The 2,312-nt window shown below is 41.4% G+C and carries 4 protein-coding genes; all 4 read right to left on the reverse strand.

All coding sequences use genetic code 11. The features are described from left to right. Positions 1-411, reverse strand: a 411-nt coding sequence (locus V7R39_RS17620; RefSeq protein ID WP_334032262.1) for a helix-turn-helix transcriptional regulator, incomplete at its 3' end; no start/stop codon positions are given. Between the two features lie 170 nt (positions 412-581). Continuing rightward, a complete protein-coding gene (locus tag V7R39_RS17625; RefSeq protein WP_334032263.1) occupies positions 582-1,052 on the reverse strand; it encodes a hypothetical protein in 471 nt (156 codons plus the stop codon). Positions 1,053-1,164: 112 nt separating this feature from the next. Then, a complete protein-coding gene (locus V7R39_RS17630) occupies positions 1,165-1,461 on the reverse strand; it encodes a type II toxin-antitoxin system RelE/ParE family toxin (protein WP_334032265.1) in 297 nt (98 codons plus the stop codon). After that, on the reverse strand, positions 1,461-1,658 hold the full coding sequence (locus V7R39_RS17635) for an addiction module protein (protein WP_044447282.1): 198 nt from the start codon (positions 1,656-1,658) through the stop codon (positions 1,461-1,463). Before V7R39_RS17635 ends, V7R39_RS17630 begins: the two co-directional genes overlap by 1 nt. Positions 1,659-2,312 lie beyond the last annotated feature (654 nt).

Below are 2,312 nucleotides of genomic sequence, written 5' to 3' on the forward strand. Positions count from 1 at the left end.
GGCCACATATCCACGTTGTTTTAAAAAACCAATTGCGCCACATGTAATGCCAGTAAAAACACCGATTATTCCATACCAAAGCCCAGCCTCCCCAAGTGGTAATGTGTTATGCATTACTGAATAGGTGATTGCCGAATATGAACAGACTAAACCTATACCAGCACCAATATAACCATAAATTACGCTATTCTGATTTTGAGGTGTTTTTGATGAAATCGGCATAAGCTTTTCTGCTGGGATATTTAATGCGGCAGAAAGCGCTAATTTGGTTTCTAATGAAGAAGTACCTGAATTTTCGGCACGTTGGACTGTTCTTAAGCTGAGTCCAGAAGCTGTAGCGAGCTTTTCCTGTGACCACGACTTTTCGAGTCGGAGTGCTTTTACTAAATCTGAGTTAATCATTTCTTCCATTTTTATGCTCCTTTAAAAAGAGCATTTAGTTTTCCATTTTAGTTGATGCAACGGCTACGTCATAGATATGACAAACAACCGCCAAAGGTCAAATTTGGGCCTAACACTTACCATAACCGGTTTGTGGCGCTCTTGCACAAATCCGGTTGATGGTTTTGTTATCCACAAATTTACTCATAAGTCACAGTTTGTTTGAGTTGGTCTAACAAACTCTTGTCGTCTGTTCGTTGAAGCCACATCGACGATGTTTCGACTGATATACCGTTTGAGTGTGATATCAATGATGCTTTTACATCACTCTTCAAAGCGTATTCAGTATCACTCGAAGAGTAATAGTCTAATAACAAAATGAGCTCGAACTGCATCGTATCGGTTCCACAATCTCGTAACATTGTTCTACCGAGAGAAGTAGACCAAACAATATTTTCTGTTTCAATTTTACAAGTGAGTCCGTTTTCATCGTCGCTTATATCAGCGTCGTAGAGAAAAACGCCCTCAGTTCTTCGCAAATCTAGAAATTGATATGAAAGTCCTTTAACCTCTTTATTTTTATAAAGTTCAATACCCTCATAAACGCCCTTCCAATCAGCAGCATTTGCTCCAAATGAGAAAAAAACAAATAAAACTCCGAGTAACCTCATAACTCTCCTTTGTGGATAACACTAAGCTTTGGGGCGCAGGCGCGGGGCTATAATCGCGAAGCGGCCCCGTGTTTGCGTCCCAGCGACCGAAGGGAGTGCCAACAGCGTTTTGTTAGCTGCGTTTTTGCCACGTTCTTGGAGCTCTGCTTGTATGCATAACAGCAAATACCAGAACTTTATTGCCAAACATTTTGTAAAAAACACCAAATGGAAAGTGCCCGATGAGTACGCGGCGAAAATCCCGGTACACTTTCTGGTAAATCTCTGGGTTTTCTGTGATGTTAATCAATGCTGATTCTACAGAGGCAATAAAATCATTTCCTAGCCCAGTTTGGCATTGTTGATAATAAGAATATGCCTCTTTGATATCTTCTTCTGCTTCCGGCCTGATAGATAAAATAAATTTCATTAGCCAGTGATTCTGCTCTTAACATCGCTCCAACTTGAACCAAAGTCTTGGTCAGCTTCGAAGGACTTTATTCTATCGTTAAGAAGCTGAGCTTGCTCTTTTGATAATTCAATAGAATCTTGTTCAGCAGCTACAGAGTCCCAAATCCTCTGGGCGAGTTCAACTTTTTCTATAGCTGAGAGGTTCTCTATTTTCATAGCAGGTCTCCTAATATATCTAGTGCTACAAGTATAATTGTTTATTAGACAAAAGGCATATCGATTTCATTGAGCAGCTAACACTAAGCTTTGGGGCGCTAGCACGTGGGCTAAAATCCGAACGAAGTGAGTCAGCCCACGTGTTAGCGTCCCAGCGACCGAAGGGAGTGCCAACAGCGTTTTGTTAGGCGTACAAATGAATGTACGCAGCTTTGCTGCCACCACTAGCCAAATAGAGCGCGTGTTTAAATTGTTGAATTTAAGATAAAACAACCCTGTGCGAAAAGCCAGATGTTAACGGTAATGCTGGATAAAAGAGCGAGTTTAAACAACTGGAGATGCAGAATGCTGGCGTTGCGGTGTTGATGAAAAGGGCGTTGCTAAAGCCGTTGGAACAACCGAGAAAGCTAGCCGCGAAGACGACCTAGCGAAACAACCTTGATGCTGGAATGTCACAACTGAACCAACATTTTAATGCTGTAAGTAAATGACGCCTAACACCCCACTAAGGGGCAGTAACACATGGGCTAAAATCCGAGATAATTGGACTCCCCCAACTCAGTGAGCTGGGTTAATATTTTAGTTCTCACACAAAAAATATTATGGAGTCCAACATGCACAATATAATCACAGGTGTTGATTTAGCGAAAGAAT

The sequence above is a fragment of the Alteromonas sp. P256 genome, assembly GCF_036864455.1.
GTDB lineage: Bacteria > Pseudomonadota > Gammaproteobacteria > Enterobacterales > Alteromonadaceae > Alteromonas.